Genomic DNA, 20,116 nt, shown 5'->3' on the forward strand with positions numbered 1-20,116 from the left:
AATGAGGCAAGCGGAGTTTGCCCGACGAGAGATGGCACCTCAATAGATGGGCGCCATCATCACAGCGTTTAGCGACCCATCGATACCCTGTGTTCAGCCAGCTTTACCCGTCAACCACGCTCCCCAGAACAGACTGCTGAAAAACCGCGTAGCCTCGCCAAACCCGGTCTCATGCAGCAGTGCCTGAACCGCCGCCTCGGAATGCGGCGGGTCTGCCCCCTGAAGAATCTTGCCAAGCTTGGCCCTCACCTCCTCCGCGCTGGCACCCTGCTGCCGCCAACGCTGCTCCCATGCCGCCAGTAATAGAGGTTGGCTGGCGTAGGCGTAATAGTTGCCCGCCACGATCAGTGGCGCGCCCGGTTTCAAGCGAGCTTCAATTGATCGCAGGATTGCTCTCTTTGGCTCATCGCCCTTCAGATGATGAAGCACGCCAATCAACGTCGCCGCGTCGAACAACTGATCGGCCGGCAAGTCATCGACATGCCCGAGATGCACTTGCGTTCTGTGCAGCAAATCGTTGGCCTGCAAATGCTGCATCGCGGCTTCGAGCATTGGTTCGGAAGGATCAACCGCCATGAAACGCCAGTGCGGCTCCAGCGCAGCCATCGCAATGATTTCCTGCGCCGTACCGCCAGCGCCTACGACCAATACGTTTGCCGCGTGTGAATGACCAAGACTCGCTGCCAACATGCATGCCGCCAAATCGTGGCAGGCGTCGTAGCCGGCCAGCGCGATTCGACTTTGCTTGGCGTATTCGTTGGCGCGAGAGGTGTCGAATTTCTCGGTGGGGGTGGGAGCTGATGGGTTCAACGGACGATTCTCCTTGTCTTTGGGGCAAGGTACGCCTTGAACCCGACTAAGAAAAATTCGTTAATTTTATGTGCTGCATTCCTGTCGGGAATGCAGATTGGGTGCAGCTACCGGAGAACCTGCGCGTAAACGGACAGCTCACGTTCAATACGTCGGTCCACATCGTAGAGGCAGCATTGGCGGGACTTGGCATTGCCTACCTGCCCGAGGAGGAATTTGAGCCCCATCTTCAGGAAGGCCGACTCATGCGCGTCCTGGAAGACTGGTGCACCCCTTTCGCGGGCTACTATTTGTATTACCCCAGCCGACGCCGGCCCTCCCCGGCATTTGCGCTGGTTTCCAATGCACTGCGCGAGACGTTTAACGGTTGAAAATTGCACAATCGCGTGAAAAATTCGCAGCCGTTCAATATCGAGCGCTTCACTCATGGCTTACAAATCCTGCATGCAGGCTGGTAGCCGGTGGCACTGGCGTCAAATGGGGTGCCGCCGACCTGTGGGTTTACAGCTTGCCACTGCTGGCGGTTCTCTCATTGGCAGGAAGCGGACAGCCGGATGGCTTGCAAACACCCTCCTAGAGCCTTCGTACCTTCGCGCCAGTTTGGAATGCCGTTTCGATAGAGCGTCGGCTGTCTGCTTTAGGGTGTACTATCAGAATCTATTCATCAGATATCAGTTATCCATGTCCACGCTTAGCGAAGAGAGCCGTCAGATCGTAGCTTCTCTGACGCACCGCGTTGGTCCCAACGCTGACATTGCACAGATCGCCCATACGATCACATTGACCTTGCGGGATATGGACGCGGCCCTCACGCCCATCATCGGCCAGCAAGGGGTAATTGCGCTTTATCGCCGCAGCCTCCATCTGAGTATCTCCACCCATTCGTGTCTGGCCGGCACCTACGACAGTGTGCAGACCATGGACCTGACAGCCCTCAAGGCCGTACTTGTCGAGCAAACGCAAGCCGATGCACTGTTTTTTGGTGAAGTGTTGCTGACGACCTTTCACGCGCTGCTGACCACGTTGATCGGGCCTTCGCTCACCGCACGATTGCTTCGTGGCGTGTGGGAACCTTCTTTGAGCGACATCCCTTCGCAGGAAAATTCTCCATGAGCACCAAAGTGACTATCAACCGCCTGGCCACCGGTGTGCCAGGACTGGACGAGGTGCTGGGCGGAGGTTTGCCGGAGTTTTCGTTCAACCTGATCGCCGGCCCGCCGGGATGCGGCAAGACCACGCTGGCGCACCAGATGATGTTTGCCTTGGCGACCCCCGAACGCCCGGCGCTGTTCTTTACGGTGCTCGGCGAACCGCCGCTGAAAATGCTGCGTTATCAGCAGCAATTCGATTTTTTTGACAACGAAGCGATTAACCACTCGATTCGTTACGTCAACCTGGCCGATGACACCCTGGCCGGCAATCTGGATGAAGTGCTGCGGCGCATCGTCAGCGAGGTGCAAACCCACTCCCCGGCGCTGGTGTTCGTCGACTCGTTTCGCTCCGTGGTGCTGGCCAGCCAGACTCAGGACAACCCGAACAACAACTTGCCGCAGTTCGTTCAGCAATTGGGCATGTTGATGACCACCTGGCAGGCGACGACCTTCCTGATCGGCGAATACTTCACCGAAACCGATACCAACCCGATTTTTACCGTAGCCGATGGGCTGATCTGGCTGCGCCAAAGCGTTCAGCGCAACTCCATGGTGCGCAAGATGGAAATCATGAAGATGCGCGGCCAACCGACATTGCCCGGGTTGCACACGTTTCGCATCGCAACGTCGGGGATCAAGGTCTTCGCACCTGCGGCACTCAACCCGGTTGAGGCGCCACTGGAGTTTCCGATCAAGCGCCTGAAAATGGGCGTTCCGGCGCTCGACGAGATGTTAGGTGGCGGCCTGCCCCGTGGCTACTCGTTGCTGGTCGCCGGGCCATCGGGCTCGGGCAAAAGCATTCTGGCCGGGACTTTCCTCGCTGAAGGCGCGCGTAATGGCGAAACCGGCGTGATCGCAGTGTTCGAACAACGGCCCAACCACTCCCAGAACGCCACTCTTGTGGACCTGATCCGCAATGGAAAAGTCGGCCTGGTGGACAGCCGCGCCCCGGACCTGTCCATCGACGAAATCGTGCACTTGTTGTTGAGTGAGATCAGTCGACTGAAGGCGTCCCGCGTGGTCATCGACTCGCTGTCGGGTTTCGAACTGGCACTCGCACCGACCTTCCGCGAGGACTTTCGCGAGTCGCTCTCGCGCATGGTCACTGCGCTGACCAGCGTCGGGGTCAGCGTGTTGCTGACTTCAGAACTGGAAGACCGCTACACCGACCTGCGTTTCAGCCCTTACGGCACGGCATTTCTCACCGACGCGATCATCGTCCAGCGCTACATTGAAGTTGAGAGTCGCTTGCTGCGCATCATGGCCGTGGTCAAGGTCAGGGCCAGTGCACACTCCGATGAACTGCGCCAGTATCAGATCGACGATAACGGCTTGCACATCGGCGCCAAGCTGCCAGATCAGGAAGGCCTGCTTGGAGGCCGGCCAACCCGTCAGCGTCTTGGCAAAGACGAGGGATGAGCGAACTATCATGTACGAGGCCAACGGCAAGAACGAACAAGCGTTGGGCACGGCGGCTCGCGAACTGTTCCTGCTCGGCCAGAAAACCGTCGAAGCACGAGCAGTGCTGGCGGCGCTGAACAAAGAATTGAGCGAAGCCAATACCCAGCGTGCCGATAGTCGGCAAATCGAGCAACTGATCGAGGCCAATCAACAATTGGTTCTGGCCATTCTTACGGCACAGTCGGATGCGGAAAAACCCCAGCACACCGCCGAAGAACAACAGCGCTATCTGGAAATGCGCGAAGCCAACGAACAGTTGGTGCTCGCCGTCCTCAGCGCGCAACACCTGCAAGCCTCGGCCGAACAAAGCTTGGCCCAGCAACGCAACACCCTCACGCTGGTGGCGCATGAACTGCGTAATCCGCTCACCCCCATCAGTATGATCGCCGGTCGATTGGTGAGGGTGCCGAGTGAGGAGTTGCCGCGGATGCAGGCGCTGATCGAAGGTCAGGTGCAGCATATGTCTCGATTGGTAGAAGACTTGCTCGACGTCTCACGCGCTAGTACCGGGAAGTTTCGTCTTGATCGCTGCAGTGTCGATATGATTCAGACCATCCATGAGGCCATTGAAATCTGTCGCCCGGTCATGCTCGCTAACGAGTTGCATTTCAGCGCGCAGTTACCTGAATACGCGTTGATGGTCGATGGCGATCCGGCGCGGCTTTCTCAGATTCTCGGCAACCTGCTAGGCAATGCTGCCAAGTACACACCAGCCGGTGGCAACGTCACACTCTCAGTCACGGCCGAAGATAATCTAATGCGACTTTGTATCTGCGATACAGGGATCGGCATTTGCGCCAAGTCACTGCCTTTTATCTTCGAACCCTTTGTTCAGGACGTTCACGCCATCGGGTTCAACGGGGCCGGTCTCGGTATCGGCTTGACGGTGGTACGGGAGTTAGTCGAAGTTCACGGTGGCACCGTAACGGCCTTTAGCAAAGGGGATGGAAAGGGGAGCAAGTTTGTAGTGACGCTACCGCTAGTGAACTGTCCAGCAGAACCCACCCTGAAAGCCCCCGTTTAACACTAACGGCGCCGATGCTAAAAAAGACTCTCCCCGTACGCCATCAAGGCTACAAAACCTAGCGCCGTAACCTCCGACTACGCCAGGAACCGCCGGTTTGTGCACCTGGACAGCGGGTTCTATCGTTCGTCGCTCACTCAAAACAGTGTTCGAGTGTGTTAGCTAAGCCTCTGCAACCTCTACCCTGTTGCGTCCAGCTGACTTGCCTTCATAGAGCGCGCAATCGGCCCGTGCAATGGCGTCGCTGAGCGCCTCCTCAGCGCGGTATTGAGTGATGCCGATGGACAGAGTAATGCTGACCTTTTGGCCATTACTGTAAATCTCCAATGCCTGGACCGCCTTGCGTATGCGCTCCGCGCTATCAGTTGCATGGCTAAAATCCGTGTCCGGCAATATGAAAAGAAACTCTTCGCCTCCCCAGCGGCCGATAAAATCTTGCTCACGCATTGAACATTTGAACAATTGGCTCACTGCTTCGAGTACACGATCACCGGTATCGTGACCGTATAGATCATTGACCTGCTTGAAGTGATCTATATCCATCAACATCAAGGTGAGATTGCTAGGTCGTCTATGATGCCGTGCCAAAATTTTCTCGGTTAGCGCAATCATGTGACGACGGTTGAACAGGCCGGTTAATGAGTCCGTCGTTGCCATACGCCCAAGACTCTTGTGCGCACGGGTGACCGTGACCACATAGAACAGCGCAAGATAACTGAACATGCAGAACACGACTGTCAGGTTGAAAATATGCACACCCAACAGGGCATTGGAGGAGATCGGTTGCAGAGGGCTTACGAACCACATCAGTACATCCAGGCTTACGTAGTAAACCCACAACCAACCGGCGTATATCCAGGCGCTACGGGCCCGCATGCTAACGAACAGGGCCGGAATAAACATCAGCAAGAAATAGTGAAAACCACTTCCCCAGCCAACTAGAACCGTCCCCAGCCCGGCGTGCACGAGCACTTCAATGCGTATGAGCAGAACAGCCAAGCGATTTCGTCGCTGCTTGAACGCGCGATAGGCGTAGACATACATGGCCACGCTGACCACGTTTATCCAGGCCAAAATGGGAGAGCCAAGAATCAGAAAAATGAAAAAAAAGGCAACATCTACGCTGCCTGCCAACTGGCAGCAACGCATGGAAAGCTGCCAAAATTCTGGCCGAGCGTCGTGCCTGGGTGGGTTTTGCGAGTGTGTCCCTTGCATCGAACCGGCTACCTCAATGTCCGGGTATAAATCCGGTTTTCAGGTTGACTGCCTCAGAACAGCAAATGAGGCGTAAAAAGGCTTCGTGGGGCGTTGGACTGAAGGTACGAGGCTATGCATCAGCTGTCTAGTGGCTACTGGCCGCTTTATTAAAGAGGATGGTCATTCGGAGTTTCTTGAGCCTGAATCGCTCTTGGTTACGTACACAGGTGTAAACATCGGTATTTGTTTGATATCAGTCGTTCGTGTCCGGTAGCCCATCGGGACAAAAATGCCTCGAGCCTCTATCAACAGCAAGACCGATTTTAAACGCCGACCACCCACTGATTACGCCCCAGCGCCTTGGCGTCATACAGCGCCTTATCTGCCACTTCGATCAAACCCTGCAAGTGATCCAGTTCCGGGCCATTAGCCATGGCGATCCCGATGCTCACACTCACGCGTCCAAACGGGCTGGCGCTGTGCGGGATGTTCTCCTGCGTCAAGCGGTCGAGAATGAGTTGCGCGACCACCGCAGCGCCCTCTACATCGGTGGTCGGCATAATGACGCCCACCTCCTCCCCACCATAACGTGCAGCGAGATCCGAGGGTCGTCTTACGCACTCCTCGATAATTCTGCCGACGCTCTGCAGGCACACATCGCCGGCGACATGGCCGAACGAATCGTTGAACAGTTTGAAGTAGTCGATATCAATCATCAGCAATGCCAACGTCGTGCGCTCACGCCGAGCGCGCCGTGCTTCCATGGCAAGGCTTTGATCAAAGCAGCGCCGATTTGCCAACCCGGTCAGGGCGTCCTTCATTGCGAGCAACTCAAGTTGCCGATTCGATGAGAGCAACTGCTGTTGAGTCTCGCGCAACTGGTCTTCGGCCTTGGTTCGCCGGCGGATATCCACGATCAAAAACCAACCGATCAGACCGGTAAGTCCCAGCAGCCCCGTCACCACCACCCCTGACAGCAACGCCTCCGTTCGCCAGGCGGCGAGGGCTTCGTGTTTACCGAGCGCAATAGTCGTGATCAGGGGCAGCCGGTCACTTTTGCGGAAGGCGTAGAGCCGCTCCACACCGTCCAGACTGGAAGTAAACGAGGCAGTGCCGACTGAACGATCGACGAGATACTTGGCATAGATGGGCGACTTGGAAAAGTTGCGCCCCATGTCCTGCTCGCGAAAGGGATAACGAACCAGCAACGTACCATCGGTATAGGACAAGCCGATGGCACCGTCCTGCCCCACATCGATCGTTCCAAACAACCGAAGGAAGTTTTCAATGCCCAAGGTGACCGCCACCACGCCGGCAAACGCTCCATGCGCATCATTGAAGCGCCGGCTGACGGTGATCACCCACTCTTGATTAGAGCGGCTCTGGATGGGCGGGCCGATGAAGGTTTCTGGGGATGGATCGTCGCGGTGATGAATGAAATAGGCCCGATCACGGCTGTTCGCCCCGAAGGGAATCGGCCCATTGGAGGACATCAACCAGCGGCCCTGATTATCGTAGACCGTGATGCCACTGAGCTGTGGCATCAGGGGCTCCTGCCGGCTGATCAAGGCACTGAGCCGTTCGATCTGTGCCGGGCCGCTGCCTTCCGTTTCCAGGCGCTCGACGAGCCCGAGCAAGAGCAACGAGCTTTGCCGGACAATGCCTTCGGAATAGGTGGCGAGCGCCTGGGTGAGGTTCAACCCATGTACGTCCACTTCTGCCAGTGCACGCTCTCGAGAAGCTAATACTTTCCAGACCGTCAGCGACGCCAGAGAACAGCCAATCACCAACAGTAAAAGCACCACCAGGTGGGTATCACGCTTCACGTCACTACCTTATGGAAAGTCCATTTTTTGCGTTCCAGCCACTATCGGCCATGGCGATGCCTGCCGCCGTTTGTCCTCGCGCTGGCAAGGATACAAGCAGCGTTAGCTCGCTGCAGCAACAGATTATGCGGGCGGTAAAAGTAAATCGCGGTATCGCGAACTGCTGGATCCTTAATGGATGAGCTTACGTTCAAGACGTTGCCTCTACGACCGCCGATGCCCAGGCCCTGCGCACGGGCGTCGATGTAGAGCATGCGTAATCGGGCGGTGGTTGGGTCTTCGCGAACGATGAACACAGACCTGGATGATTTGGCCCGAGTCTGTGATATCGATCGGTTTCGCCTATCGCTAGCAGGCTAGCGCCCACAGGGGTTTGGCTCTGTTCTGCCCGGTTTATGGCGGTTGACGGCCCTGCCCTCACTGCCTATCCTCGCGCCTGTCACGACTCATTCGTGACCGGGTTTGACGGCTCGAAAAGTCCAAGACGCACATTGCTCTCCAATGTGTGCGTGCACTCGTGTGCCCGACGCACAGTTCAATGGTGACTGTGTGCGGGGCATCTTCGGGTGCGCCGGGTGTCTTGGACCGGTCCGTCAACCTGCACACAGTTGCCACCTATTCGTTTGACGGCGATGAAGTGGCAGTTCTCTGACTTCCAAGAGGCTACACCGATGACCGATCCCACTACAAAATCCACCCCCTTCTCCCGCTGTGACCACGTCGATCACCACCTCTTCGCCGTCCAATCCGACATCCCACTGCTCGACGCTCTCGAGCACGCTACGGTTTACCTCAACTGCGCCGAAGCGCTCGCCCATCAAGCCCCCACCGCCACACGCCCGGAACACAGCGCCTCGCTGCACTGGGCAAGCAAGCAGATGCTCGAATCAGCGCGGGCGTTGGTGCAGGCTTCGGTCGATGGTTTGCAGGCCGCTCGGGCTGAGGGCCAAGCATGAAACGGCAGAGTCAGTCGCGATTCTGATGCGGGCTGTCGACTGAGACGAGGCTGCGATCTTTTGACTTTGCAGATCAATAGATCGCAGCCTTCGTCAGCGACAGAGGCGATGTCGTCTAGGGGTGCGGGGGCGCTCCCTCGTCGAAGAATGGCGCAACCGCCACACGACTGCCGACAAAAAAGCTGTCCGCCACCAACCGCAACGGCTGCAGATCCAGATCACTGACCTTGTCGCCAATCAACTGCTGAAAATGCCGATACACCGCTGCGTACTCACCCTCCTCCGACACGGCTTGGCGCACGCCGTCAATGCTCAACAGCGCGCCACCGTTATCCAGGCGCAGCACACCTTCGGCGCAGCGAACTTCGATGCTCCAGAGCTCATCATGACCATGGTCGAAATCGAACTCGGCGCGCACATCGAGGTGGCACGCATCAGACATTTTGATGGACGCGGCAATCGGCGACTGGCAGTTGCTCGGCACGCGCAGTTCGGCGGATTCGACAAACAACGGCAGAGCCAGCAGGTGAGTCACGATCGACAAGGCATTGATGCCCGGATCGAAGACGCCCAGGCCGCCCGGCTGCCAGATCCAGGTCTGACCGGGGTGCCACTTGCGCACGTCTTCCTTCCAGTCGATCTGCACGCTTTGCAGGGTGCGCGTCGCGAGCCAGTCGCGGGCCGCGGCAATGCCGGGCGCGTAGCGCGAATGCCAGGCGAACAACGCGCTGACGCCTTGCTGCTCGGCCAGAGTCACCAACGCCAACGCTTCACCCAACGTGGCGCAGGGCGGTTTCTCTACCAGCACATGTTTGCCGGCAGTCAATGCGTGTTGCACTAGAGCAAAACGCCCTTGCGGCGGCGTACAGAACGCAATCGCATCAACCGGCGGGCCGTTTTCGAGCAACTCGCTCAAGGACTGAAAATTCTCTACACCGGGGCAAGGCTTGCCTTGTGTGGCGACTGCCACCAACTGGAATCCAGGATGGGCGTTGATCGCTGGAACGTGTTGATCCTGCGCAATTTTGCCGTAGCCCACCAGGCCGAGACGGATCGGTTGCATCAATGACTCCTGCTTTTATCTTGTTTTAGTCAGCGAACCGGCAGATTACCCGTAAACACCGCAAGCGTCTGTCCGCCAAACGTCACAAAGGCTCAATGAATCAGGCAAGCATTGCACAGCGATGCACTACCGCGACGGCATGATCGGCACCTGTAACTTTCCGACGCCGGATGCGCCGATCTAGGCGCCTGATCCATTGCCAGTGCGGCCTAACGCAGAGCGGTCACGGCGTGACCCTTGTCGCCGGAATTTGACACGTAACGCATTGCTCGCCAGAGTCGCACCCCTTTTGCGGCCATAGACACCGCAGGTTTGTGCTGAACAGGGGTTACCGTTGAACGAACAGACATTGTCCGCGCGCCTGAGCGCGTGGCCGCGCATGTGCCAACCGGCGCAAGGCTGGCCGATATTGGCTCGGATCACGGCTATCTCCCGGTGGCGCTGATGCGCCGAGGCATCATTGAAAAAGCGGTCGCTGGCGAAGTGGCGTTGACGCCTTTTCAATCGGCCGAACGTACCGTGCGTGAAAACGACCTGCACCCTCGCATCACCGTGCGCCTGGCCAATGGACTGGCGGCGATCGAACTGGAAGACGCGATCACCGCCATCACTGTCTGCGGCATGGGTGGCGAAACCATCCGCGACATTCTCGAGAGCGGCAAGTCACGCTTAAGCGGCGCGGAACGCCTGATCCTGCAACCCAACGGCGGCGAGCAGCCACTGCGCCAGTGGCTGATGAACAATGGCTACCGCATCCTGAGCGAGGAAGTGCTGCAGGAGAACCGCTTCGACTACGAAATCATCGTTGCCGAACGCGCCGAGACAGTGGCGTACACCGATCAGGAGCTGTACTTCGGCCCTCTACAGATGCAGGCACGCAGCCCAGCGTTCCTGATCAAGTGGCAACGCAAGCTGCGTCAGAAGCAAAAGACGCTGACTCACTTCGCACGTGCGCAGCAGGCTTTGCCCGAAGCGAAGGTGCAAGAGGTTACGCAGCAGGCTCAATGGATTGCCGAGCTGTTAGCGTGATGCGCGTAGGCAGTTTCAGGGACACTCTGCACGGTCGATGACATGAAAAACGCTCGCGATCTGCGAGCGTCCTTCGAGTCCCTAGCATCATTTCAGCCGGGATTACAGACCGACACGCTTCAATCCTTGGCGCATGCCTTGATCCGCCTGCTCGCACCACTGCTTCAGAGTCAGATTCGGCGGCAGGTTGCTTTCCAGGTTCTTGTATTCCCCGTTAGCCAACACTTCGCCCTTACGACCAGACTGTTCGTTCTTGTCGCCGTCATGTTTGTCGAAATCACCAGGCATATTGTCAACAAAGACAACCATCTTGTTGGCGCTCTCAACGCTGTCTGCTTTCAGGAACCCTTTGTCGACACAATTTTTGACCAGGCCTGACATATTGCGGCTAGTGTCGTATATCCCTTTCAGAGTGGCAGCATCTTTTCCGTCGGCGTGAGCGATATTGCAGGTGCCGAAAGCTGCTGCCATGGCGAGAATCAAAGAAGCGATCTTCATATTTATTCCTTTAAATTTCAGAGAGCATTGAGCTCTGTTTGACTTGATTTTTTTTACTGGAACAACTTGATAATGGATTCGGAATACAAATCCGGTACTTTTTTTACTGATTTGAGTATGTTTTGACGGACAGTCTGACCTTTCACCTTTGGGTCTTGTGCCACATATTCCGGGGGGAAAGCCGGTGCATCTTTATCGGCGCCGGCAGCCAGCAAAGCATTTGTGCAATCCGGGTTGCTACGAATTGCACTTTCCAGCAATGGAGTGCCAACAGGCCATGCCTGCTGTTGAGGTGCAAAGGCATCAACGGAAGTGCCAGCCTTGTGCAGCAGGGCAATCCGCTGTGCAGCTTGCGGATCAGGTTGATCGTTCAAAGCATAGGCTCGCACGCAAACGTAATGCAAAGGTGTAGAACCCACCTTGCTGACCCCATAGGGATCGGTACCGGCAGCGATCAATAGCTTGATCAATTCCAGATTGTTCGCACCTTTGCCGATCAATGGGGAAAACCCCTGAGGCGTCAGCATCCGGGCGTCGGCACCTGCCTGCAGAAGTAACCTAGTCACTTCGACCGACGACGAATTTTCTATGCCCACGGCCGCAATAAGCGGGGTATTAGTTCCGCCTTGAGCAATCACATTGATGTCGGCACCCGCTTTGATCAGGCTCTGCACAATGGGCATTGAGTCCTTCATGTCTTCTGGATCACCCATATGCCCCAATACGGATAACAATATTGTTTCACCGTTATCGCTGATTGGTTGATTGACATCGATAGGAAACTCGAGAAGCCGATCTACCAGCACTGGGCTCCTGTAATAAGCTGCATGCCATAGAATAAGCGCGTCAGGCTTCGCGCCGTTTGCAAGCAGTTTGTTTACGCTATCCAGGTCTTTCTGTTCTTTTGAATACGCGTATTGAAGCACAGCAGTATCCAATTTCTGATAGGCCTCAACTGGCTGCGCGTGGGCTACGTTCGTGCTACAGAAGCAAACACCTGCGACACATGCAATCCACAGGCGCTTAAAAACATAATTCGAATTCAGCATATAAAGCTCATGATTGGGTAGTAAGCATCTACATTCAGACAATGCCGAAAGAACGACTTCATTCGCGCTTCAGCCATGGAACGGACGACGGGAGCCCGCGCCATGGAGATAGGCAATCAATGCACAAAATGTGGACTCAGCTGACAACCGCCCCTTTTGGGCCACTGGCAATCAGCGCAGCACCACAAGCGGTTTTCATGCCGTCGAGCGCGATGGGCACGCCATCGACGGTGTAGGTGCTACTGCCCTCGGCAATCGGGAATACCCCCTTGCACAACGGGCAACTGACCTTGTGACCAACCCCAGCGATCGGTTTGCCGTTGAGGTCGGTCTGGGAGAAGGCTTCGAGCACCTTGCCACCGTGTGTGGTGGAGTCGCCGAGGCGGATTGCGTCCTTCATGTTGTCACTCCTTTGACCGAGTTATTCGACAATCCATTCTTAGTCGCACCCTTGGATCTCGATAATGAACTTCGCGCTTGTTGGCAGCCATAGATGCTTGATAAGGGCGGCAGCATTTCACCCAGAGGATGAACCTGAATCGGCTGTTAAAAATCAGTGCTAGTAGACATTCACCGCTGTGAATGAACACTGCAGTAGAAATCCCGAAATAGTGTTGAAGTGCTTCGTAATCACAGTAGGCTCGCAATCGCAAGCAAACCAACTGGGATCCACTGGTGATTGAAAAAAAGCCGAGCCTTCACACTCAAATTGGCTTGACGGCCGACCAAAGCACGTTCTCCAAAGGCGTGAAATTTACTCCTTTAATTTCTTTTGCAAACTCTTTGAATTCATGAGAGCAGATAAGCGTATTACTTCCTGAAATCAAACCCTTGAATTTGAACAGATCGCGCTTGAAGTCGGGAGGTAAAACCAATTTCTTGAACCTGAAAATCAACCCATCCTCTTCTATGAAAGTAGAAGCCGGATCGGTCTCCGAGCGCGCATCCAGTTCTTCAAAAAGTACGGCATTGTAGCTTTTCGATGAAATTTTTTCCCCTCCTTTGGAAACTACCTGGATTGGCACAGCATCAGTAATGTTTACGTTCAGCCCCCTGCAAACAGACATGAAATCATCACTGACTATGTAGAATCGAGCGATGCTTCTTATATCAAAATCATAAAAATCATCTTTAGAAATTAACACCATACCTTCTGGATAGGGAGTGTGCGTTTTGTAATGGATTTTCTCCGCATACCATGAGAAAAATCCATACTCGACATTTTTGGTGTCTGAGTAAAATTTATCGTAAAGATCTGCCTGCAAGAAGCCAGCCGGGCAGCCCCGTTCTTCCTTTTGAGAAAGCACGTAATATTCCATAAAAAACTATCCATCCTTATCTAAGTCGGCGTTGGGTTGTGCCGGGCACCGAAAGGCTTGTTCTTAATCTTGTCTGTATCGCGGAGATCTGAACTCGCGCCTGCGCTTCGTCGATGACACCAGCCTCATATTTGCTCCTGACGGTCGTCACCATGTTATTAACCATCGGGCTATAGACCTTACCATGCGATCCGCAATGGTAAAAAACACGCTTGGTTTTCTTAGCCTGATCCGCACTGTCAGGCATCAACAGGCCGTTTTCCTTTTTATCCCGTTCTCCGCCCATCCCGATATCCGAGAAGAAGCTGGCTTGCCGCCCCCATACTTCCTCGGGGATGAGGTGATGCGCCTGCATTTTGTCATGGGCTGTGCCGCCCAATGCCCGATTGAGCGTGCTACTGCACAGTCCACTCGGATCGACCCACTGGGTCGGGCTGATCGCATACTGATAGAAGTTGATACCGCCAGCGTATCCGATTGGATCGCGAGACACGAAGCGACCGACGCCAGGGTCGTAGTACCGATGGCGGTTGTAATGCAGCCCAGTCTCATGATCGTGATACTGGCCTTGGAAGCGGATCGGGTTATTCAACCCTTGTCGCTGGGCCGAGGATGAGCGTTGTTCAATTGCTTGTCCCCACACCCTGTATTGCGCGCTCCATACCATTTCACCCTGCTGGTCGGTAAGTTCTTGTGGCGTGCCGAGGTGATCGCACTGATACCACGCAATCGCATCAAACGGCTGAGGAACAGGCGCGTGACTCCACAGCGGATCCTCGTCCGGTGTATAAACATCACCGTAAATGGGTTGAGGCACTAAACGAATAGGCTGGTGACTTAGCGCCTGTACCACTGGATTGAATGTACCGGGCTCAAAAACGTAATGAACAGTGCGTCCGGTATCACCATCCAGCTGAGCGGGACTGCTCTCCCACGCCAGATTGTCACCGTCCCAACCGAACATCGTGAAGCCGCAACCATACTCACGTTGTTTGCGTGCATGTTCATTGCGATTCCACAGAGATCCGGCCTCTGGACGATGCTTATAGTGCGCTCGGGAGTTTTTGTGCAGGCGACGACCTAGTGGGTCGTAGGCATAATCAACTGCCAGACGGTCATCTTCGAAATGCACCAGGCGATCGAACAGATCCCATCGCATCTCGCACACACTGCCATTACTCAAACGCTTGACCTGATTTCCGCGCTCGTCGTACTCATAGTGCGTGCCTGCGTACTCACGTAACAAGTTATCGAGAAGTTTGCTGCGCACGGGCTCCTGATCCAGGGGCCTGCGGATATCAAAGGCTTTTGCGTCCAGAAGGTTGCCGGCTGGATCGAAAGCAAAGGTTTCGACTCCAAGCCGCGTGACAGCACTGATTAAACGACCTACAGGATCATAGCGATAGGACAGTGGGCCTCGACGACTATCATTGATATCCGTCAGTTGACCGGCTGCATCGTATTTGTAGTCGCGCTTGAGCAGCACGGACTTGTCATCGCTATGTACCAGCATCTGCTCTTGCAGTCGTCCGGCGGGATCCCATTTCTGAGTTTGCAGCAGGCGGTTACCCTGGTGACGGGCGACTTCACGATGTAAGTCATCGCGCTCGAAACCGGCCAACTCATGATCGTCCAGACGCAAGCCCAGTAAGTGTCCGCTACCGTAAGTCAGCCAGCTGACACGATGTCCATCGGGGCGAACAGTGGCAACCCTTTGATTGAGTGCATCGTACTCGTGCTGCCATACGGCGACCATCGGGCTTTCCAGGCCCAGATAATGTTGGTGTTCGCGCAGTATGTTGCCCGCCGGATCATGAAACCACTGCAAGCGGCTGTCGGCATTGCAAGCCATGATCAGCTTGCTATTGCCGTCGTAATTGAAAGTTTCGCTCTGCTGCTGTTCACCCAAAATGGCTCGACGTTCAACCAAACGATTCATTGAGTCAAAGCGAACCTCGACGCAATGCTCTCCGTTGTAGATTTTCGCAAGTCGACCGGTTTCGGGTTCATACAAGTAACGCGTTGAGCGCCCATCAAAGGCTGTTTCTTCCAGCAAGCGGCCGACCGGATCATAGTTGAAGTGGGCGCGTCGCTCATTCTCGTTTTCCAACGTAACCAGACGACCGAGTTTGTCCCAGCGATAACGAACGGCATGCTCCAGAGCATCGACCCGTTCGGCAATCAATCCTGCCACGTTGTACTTCCATGTCGTGCAACGATCTAGACCATCGACATGAGCCAGCAAACGGCCTTCCGCATCGCGCTCAAAACGCTCTTCGGTCTTGTCCGGATGCTTGATCAGTATCAGTTGCCCGGCTTTGTACTCGTACTCGGTGCTCTGACCGGCGGCATCTGTGAAGCAAACCATTTGCCCGCGATCGTTGTACTCCCAGGCACTGGTCTTGCCTGAACAGTCGACGTACTCCACCAGTTGCCCGGAAGTGTTATAGGAAAGTTTCTTTTCATTGCCGTTGGCATCTTTGACTGCGGTTGGCATCCCGGCCGGGTTGTAAGCGTATTCAGTCTTGTTACCCAGTGGATCGACGCTCTCAACAAGATTGCCTGAGTCGTCATAGGCTCTTGTCCACTGTCCCCCCTCGGCATCGCTGATCTTGATCAGTTGATCGTGATCGTCGTAGGCAAAGTGCACTACCGTGTCATCGGTACGGATATGCTCGAGAAGGTTGCTTCGTTCGTCATAGCTGTAGCGATCCGAGCGACCATCGGCCCGAACGTGACGGATCACGTTCTTGGCGTCATCACGGAAGAGCCAATCGGAGCGATCATCTGCGTGCCGGATGCGGTAGGTATAACCAAGGCTGTCAAAATAGTGCCAAGTTTCGTGACCGAGCGCGTCAGTGACATACACCAAGCGAATGTTTTCATCCCATTCCAGACGCGTATCGAAACTGCCGTCGTCAGCCCACTCGCGAACAGCCTTGGCGTCGGCACCGTAACCTTGCCATTGCAAATTCATACCTCGGCCAGTGCGGTCGGTGTAACGGGTGATCAGGTGATGTTGATACTGATAACTCCAAGCAGCGCCATTTTCATCTTGTGCCTGTACCAGATCGCCCGCCGAATCGTAGACATAGGAACACAGCTGACGCAGAGGCTCCCCGTCACGAATTTCCCAGAGACCGGTCAAACGTCCTTGTTCATCAATCATTGTCCCGAGATGCAGATGTACTTTGCTCAGATCCCCCTCATAGGTAATCAGGTCGGACAGAACCGACTGATTACCGTGGCGGTGTTCGTAATGCAGCATTATGCCAGCGCCGCTTCGCAACTCCACACCGGCCAGCAAAAACTGCTGGCCACGACGTACATAGGTTTCCTTGCGTTCAAAACCACGACAGAGCAGTAATTTGTCGTCACTCACCCGTACCACAGTGAGATTTTCAATGGCGTCGTAATGAAACAGATCGACTTTGGGCAACGGATAGTCATGGCTGCGACCATCTGCGTCGTGGAAAAGCAAAGCGTCTTCGACGAGGTCGAATCGAGTAGTGAAAGCAGTGATCCAGCGTGCGCCCAGCACATCGTGATCATAGGCCTTCATATCGGAACTGTAGGTACGAATCCACTCAATTGGAAATGAGCCAGCCAGACTGAAATCGGTGTGCGCGACACTCTCCGATCCCATTGCAAAGCTGATACTGTCGCAAGTACCTGGGCAGGTACCATTCTTTTCTGCATTAGGTTTCTTTTTCGCAGGCTCTTCGGTCTTTCTGACTTCCGTCCTGCCCTCCCCCAATCGATGCTTGGCCTGGCTGGTTCCACCAAACTTGACGTGGCCGGCAATCCCACGACCGTTGCGCAGATTCCACGCCTCGACTGCCTTGGTCAATACAGCCAACAAGGCGCCGATGGAAAAGGGTACTCTGGGATCACTTAGTTTTTTCAGTTGAGTGCGCAGCTCCGGCCCCATTGCAACCAGTTTGCTTGTCTGCTCATGAACCAGTTTCTTGGCTTCTTCAGGCAGCAAATATTTCGCGGCGCTGTTGATCACGCCCTTGCCGGCCGCCTTGTAGACATCACACAGGGCGCCATAGATATTGCTGACCCCCTTCGTCGGGTCATGCAGCAACTGCCCTCCGAGTCCACTTATTTTTTTCTCGGCCTGATTGAGACTCTCCGTCGCATTGAGATCAGCATCGACCACCGCGTTCAAACCCATGGCGATGTCGTTAAGAATCTCTTCGCCCTTTTGTGCTGATTTTTCAAGAATATCGGGCAGTGTGGCTTTTGCCGTTTTCACAAAATCGTCAATGTCGCCCACGATGGTCGCATTCAGGTGCCCGACAATCACGTTGATCAAGGCATCGCCCAGCAACGTCTTGCCGGCGACCTTCATTTCCTGCCGTACCAGATAGAGAGTCGGACGCAAACTCATGCGAGCAGCAGCCATATTCGGCGGATAAGGAATCACGCCAATCAGGTCGATGCCCAGGCTCACCCAGTCGAGCGGATCACGCGTCTCGCTCTTTGATAGGACGGCGATGTCGTTCAGGACATCCACCAATGCCATGATGTTGCCAACCACCGGTAAGGCCCCGGCGACATTCTTGATTCGGTCGAGGGTTACGTAGCCACCACTGACCTCCTGCAACCAGGCATCAAATTTGGCGGCGTCGCGTCCGACATCTGCGACTTGAATCTCATTAAGCGGGACAACAGTGGCTACGGATTCACGTTTTACAACAGCATTTTCAGTGGTCATGACAGCATCTCACCCGCCAACAGGCCTGGGGTTTTCAAGGAAGGTTTTGGAAGCGTTGGCGCGGGAAGCGTCGGTAGCTGTCCGCCCTTGCTCGCGGCGCCGAGGATGCTCGACGCACTCGGCATGGCGGCACTCGCCAGTTTCGGCAATCCGGCCACTCCGCCCTGCACGGCGCCTTTGACCTGCTGCGCCGTTTGCATTGCGCCCTGCGCGGTCTGCATCGCACTCATCCCTGTTTGTGCCATGTCCTTACCCTTCTCCAGCATGTCCCAGTTCTTGCTCGGCAACACTTGAGCGACCATTGCTTGCACCTGACTCGGCACGTCTTCCGCGCCCGGCGGATTCAACGGCCATTCCGGCTTGCCGATGTAGCTGCCATCGCTCCAGGTGTCTGCCGGATCCTTACCGAACAGCACGCGCGCCGGTCCCGGCGCAGCGCCGGCGACACTGGCAAAACCTTTGCCATCGAGCTTGCCCTTGATGCTTTTGCCCAGCGCATCAATGACTTCGTAATCACCTTCCTTGATGCCTTGGCGCCCGGCGTATTGGTTGAACAGTTCGAGGTTGCCCTTGCCGGGTTTTGGTGGTTCCGGGAACACCCCGGCCAGACTTTTCGCGCCGGTGTAGGCGAAGTTCGCCGCGTGCGCGGTGTACGGCCCGCTGGTGGCGTGGGTGATGCCGCCGGCGTTGTAGGTCGTGGCGCTGCCACCGCCCTGGATCACCAGTTCGGTCTTGGCGGTGATGGTGATGCGGTCGGCATTGGCGGTGATGTTGAGTTTGGCCAACAAATTGATGCTGTCCTTGAGCGCACGCACGTCAATGTCACCGGACGCGGCCACCAGACGCCAACCCATGCTTTGCACGAACAGGCGCATGCCGCGACTGGCACTGGCCAGCAGGCGTTTGCCGATGGAGAGACTGGTGTGGCCGGTGCTGCTCAATGCCAGGTGTTCGCCAGTGGCGATGTGGCTGGAGCGCGGCGTGGTTAACGCAATGCCGGCGGGACTGGCCAGTACCAGATGCGGTTCAGTGAATTCCGGGAACTCATTGGCGGTCATGTTCGCCGGGCCACTGCCGAGCACGCCTTGATGCTGGGCGTGCAAGGCTTTGGCCACGTCGTCCTGATCGCCCGCTTCCTGTGCTTGCAGCTCTTTGGCCTGCACCGCAAAACCGTCTTGCTGATCGCTGGCGGTGGCGAGGCGTTCGGCGGTTTCCGGCAGATCCTTGTGGTGTTTCGATTCGTTCGGACGTGGCTCGGTGGTGATCAGCAGACCGGCCCCGGCACGCACGGCGCCGTGGCGGTCGGTGCGCAATTCGAATCCTTCGCCGCGCGGCTGACCACCGCTTGGGCGCGGATGCGTCAGGTAGCCGAGGTTGATCGCACTCGCGCCGTGATCACTGCGCAACGCGATGCTGATCTCGCTAGTGGTGTCATCGATCCTCAGTTCGTTGGCGCGGCTGCCCTTGTATTCCTTGCTCTTGACCGTGGCAAGGGTCTTGAAATCCGGCAGTTTATACGGCGGCAGATTCGCGCCGTGGTACAGGCAACCGGTGATCAGCGGCTGGTCGGGATCGCCTTCGAGGAAGGTGATCAGCACTTCCATGCCAACGCGTGGAATGTTGATCGAACCAAAGGTTTCCGCTGCCCAACTCGACGCGACGCGCATCCAGCAACTGGTCATGTCGTCGTGCTTGCCTTCGCGGTCCCAGAAGAACTGCACCTTCACCCGGCCGTACTGGTCGCAGTAGATCTCTTCGCCTTCCGGGCCGCAGACCACGGCGCTCTGGGTGCCGAGGACTTTCGGTTTCGGGTGATCGAGCGGCGGACGGTAGGGTACGTCCCACGGGATGGCGCTGAAGCGGTTGCGATAGCCTTGGTGGAAATCGTCCTTGTTGTCCGTGGTGTCGCTGGTCACCGACTCTTCCAGCACTTGCGGCTGCTTGCCTTCGTGGAGGATTTCAGTGAGCAGCCACAGGTCGTTCCACGTCGGGTTGGCGTGGTCGGTCAGG

14 protein-coding genes and 3 pseudogenes are annotated in these 20,116 nt (G+C 56.0%); 6 read left to right on the forward strand and 11 right to left on the reverse strand.

Annotated features, from left to right (window positions below):
* Positions 1-93: 93 nt before the first annotated feature.
* Positions 94-810, reverse strand: a complete 717-nt coding sequence (locus K5E40_RS22140) for a class I SAM-dependent methyltransferase (protein WP_221732599.1) — start codon at positions 808-810, stop codon at positions 94-96.
* A gap of 116 nt (positions 811-926) precedes the next feature.
* Between K5E40_RS22140 and K5E40_RS22145 the strand changes: the two are divergent.
* The 4 genes and pseudogenes from K5E40_RS22145 to K5E40_RS22160 all read left to right on the forward strand — a co-directional run.
* Positions 927-1,181 (forward strand): annotated as a pseudogene (locus K5E40_RS22145) (LysR substrate-binding domain-containing protein); the annotation flags it as partial.
* Positions 1,182-1,491: 310 nt separating this feature from the next.
* Positions 1,492-1,923 carry a hypothetical protein gene (locus tag K5E40_RS22150; RefSeq protein WP_260455923.1) on the forward strand — a complete coding sequence of 144 codons (432 nt, stop codon included), beginning with the start codon at positions 1,492-1,494 and terminating at the stop codon, positions 1,921-1,923.
* Entirely contained in the window at positions 1,920-3,380 is a 1,461-nt protein-coding gene (locus K5E40_RS22155; protein WP_221732600.1) for an ATPase domain-containing protein, read from the forward strand. Before K5E40_RS22150 ends, K5E40_RS22155 begins: the two co-directional genes overlap by 4 nt.
* Before the next feature lie 10 nt (positions 3,381-3,390).
* Positions 3,391-4,446: a cell wall metabolism sensor histidine kinase WalK gene (locus tag K5E40_RS22160; RefSeq protein ID WP_221732601.1), complete on the forward strand. Its 1,056-nt coding sequence runs from the start codon at positions 3,391-3,393 to the stop codon at positions 4,444-4,446.
* Positions 4,447-4,608: 162 nt separating this feature from the next.
* Here the strand turns inward: K5E40_RS22160 and K5E40_RS22165 are convergent, their stop codons facing one another.
* The 3 genes and pseudogenes from K5E40_RS22165 to K5E40_RS35105 form a co-directional block, all read right to left on the reverse strand.
* Positions 4,609-5,661, reverse strand: a complete 1,053-nt coding sequence (locus K5E40_RS22165; protein WP_221732602.1) for a GGDEF domain-containing protein — start codon at positions 5,659-5,661, stop codon at positions 4,609-4,611.
* A gap of 305 nt (positions 5,662-5,966) precedes the next feature.
* A complete protein-coding gene (locus K5E40_RS22170; protein ID WP_221732603.1) occupies positions 5,967-7,469 on the reverse strand; it encodes a sensor domain-containing diguanylate cyclase in 1,503 nt (500 codons plus the stop codon).
* A gap of 206 nt (positions 7,470-7,675) precedes the next feature.
* Positions 7,676-7,771: pseudogene (locus K5E40_RS35105) on the reverse strand (MarR family transcriptional regulator); the annotation flags it as partial.
* A gap of 369 nt (positions 7,772-8,140) precedes the next feature.
* On the opposite strand from K5E40_RS35105, the gene K5E40_RS22175 reads away from it, so the two are divergent.
* The gene (locus K5E40_RS22175; protein ID WP_221732604.1) at positions 8,141-8,425 is read left to right on the forward strand and encodes a DUF3077 domain-containing protein; all 285 of its coding nucleotides are present in this window, start codon (positions 8,141-8,143) and stop codon (positions 8,423-8,425) included.
* A gap of 115 nt (positions 8,426-8,540) precedes the next feature.
* Here the strand turns inward: K5E40_RS22175 and K5E40_RS22180 are convergent, their stop codons facing one another.
* Positions 8,541-9,488, reverse strand: coding sequence for a Gfo/Idh/MocA family protein (locus K5E40_RS22180; protein WP_221732605.1), 948 nt, complete (start codon positions 9,486-9,488; stop codon positions 8,541-8,543).
* A 334-nt stretch (positions 9,489-9,822) separates the two neighbouring features.
* Between K5E40_RS22180 and K5E40_RS22185 the strand changes: the two are divergent.
* Positions 9,823-10,517, forward strand: a pseudogene (locus K5E40_RS22185) (tRNA (adenine(22)-N(1))-methyltransferase).
* Between the two features lie 102 nt (positions 10,518-10,619).
* Here the strand turns inward: K5E40_RS22185 and K5E40_RS22190 are convergent.
* The 6 genes from K5E40_RS22190 to tssI all read right to left on the reverse strand — a co-directional run.
* On the reverse strand, positions 10,620-11,015 hold the full coding sequence (locus tag K5E40_RS22190) for a hypothetical protein (RefSeq protein ID WP_221732607.1): 396 nt from the start codon (positions 11,013-11,015) through the stop codon (positions 10,620-10,622).
* Between the two features lie 53 nt (positions 11,016-11,068).
* Entirely contained in the window at positions 11,069-12,064 is a 996-nt protein-coding gene (locus K5E40_RS22195; protein WP_221732608.1) for an ankyrin repeat domain-containing protein, read from the reverse strand.
* Between the two features lie 136 nt (positions 12,065-12,200).
* Entirely contained in the window at positions 12,201-12,464 is a 264-nt protein-coding gene (locus K5E40_RS22200) for a PAAR domain-containing protein (RefSeq protein WP_221732609.1), read from the reverse strand.
* 304 nt (positions 12,465-12,768) lie between these two features.
* Positions 12,769-13,383, reverse strand: coding sequence for an Imm43 family immunity protein (locus K5E40_RS22205; RefSeq protein WP_221732610.1), 615 nt, complete (start codon positions 13,381-13,383; stop codon positions 12,769-12,771).
* A gap of 16 nt (positions 13,384-13,399) precedes the next feature.
* Positions 13,400-18,106, reverse strand: coding sequence for an RHS repeat-associated core domain-containing protein (locus K5E40_RS22210; protein WP_221732611.1), 4,707 nt, complete (start codon positions 18,104-18,106; stop codon positions 13,400-13,402).
* The coding region (tssI, locus tag K5E40_RS22215) for a type VI secretion system Vgr family protein (protein ID WP_221732612.1) at positions 18,103-20,116 on the reverse strand (2,014 nt) is incomplete at its 5' end. The genes tssI and K5E40_RS22210, both read right to left, overlap by 4 nt.

This window comes from Pseudomonas baetica, assembly GCF_019733355.1.
Classification (GTDB): Bacteria; Pseudomonadota; Gammaproteobacteria; order Pseudomonadales; family Pseudomonadaceae; genus Aquipseudomonas; species Aquipseudomonas baetica_A.